The sequence below is a fragment of the Gilliamella sp. M0364 genome, from assembly GCF_016100565.1.
GTDB lineage: Bacteria > Pseudomonadota > Gammaproteobacteria > Enterobacterales > Orbaceae > Gilliamella > Gilliamella apis.
This window is the reverse complement of sequence record NZ_JACFSF010000045.1, coordinates 1-231: the sequence shown is the minus strand read 5'-3', so window position 1 is coordinate 231 and position 231 is coordinate 1. Positions and strand designations below refer to the sequence as shown.

1 rRNA gene is annotated in these 231 nt (G+C 51.5%); it reads right to left on the bottom strand.

What is annotated here, in order from left to right:
• A 23S ribosomal RNA gene (locus H3U96_RS11165) occupies positions 1–231 on the bottom strand; the annotation flags it as partial.

The following is a 231-nucleotide window of genomic DNA, read 5'->3' as shown; positions in this document are numbered from 1 at the left end:
GGAACCCTTGGTCTTCCGGCGAGCGGGCTTTTCACCCGCTTTATCGTTACTTATGTCAGCATTCGCACTTCTGATACCTCCAGCATACCTCACAATACACCTTCTACGGCTTACAGAACGCTCCCCTACCCAACGTATTTACATACGCTGCCGCAGCTTCGGTGCATAGTTTTAGCCCCGTTACATCTTCCGCGCAGGCCGACTCGACTAGTGAGCTATTACGCTTTCTTT